The sequence below is a fragment of the Stenotrophomonas sp. AS012628 genome, assembly GCF_010608305.1.
GTDB classification, from domain to species: Bacteria; Pseudomonadota; Gammaproteobacteria; order Xanthomonadales; family Xanthomonadaceae; genus Stenotrophomonas; species Stenotrophomonas geniculata.
In genome coordinates this window covers 1-261 of record NZ_VMBJ01000158.1, presented here as the reverse complement: position 1 = coordinate 261, position 261 = coordinate 1, and the positions used below count along the sequence as shown (strand labels likewise).

The window sequence follows — 261 nt, the reverse complement described above, 5'->3', positions numbered from 1 at the left end:
GTGCGGATGCGCTTGTGCTGCGGTACGTCGCCGGACATCTGGGCGGCGCTGATGCCGTCCTTGGTCAGGCGTTCCTCGATGCGGCGGACTTCGTCCTTGCGGTTGGTGAAGACCATCACCCGTTCCCAGTTGTTCTGTGCCACCAGGTTGTACAGCAGCTTGTACTTGTCGCTGCCGGCCACGGCGTAGACATGCTGCTCGACGGTGTCGCTGGCGACGTTCTCCGGCTCGATCTCGACGATCGCCGGATCGACGGTCCAC

At 63.6% G+C, this 261-nt stretch carries 1 protein-coding gene; it reads right to left on the bottom strand.

Going from position 1 to position 261, the window contains the following annotated elements; genetic code table 11:
- On the bottom strand, window positions 1–261 hold a 261-nt coding region (locus G5A07_RS21405), incomplete at both ends, for a helicase-related protein (protein WP_223107793.1).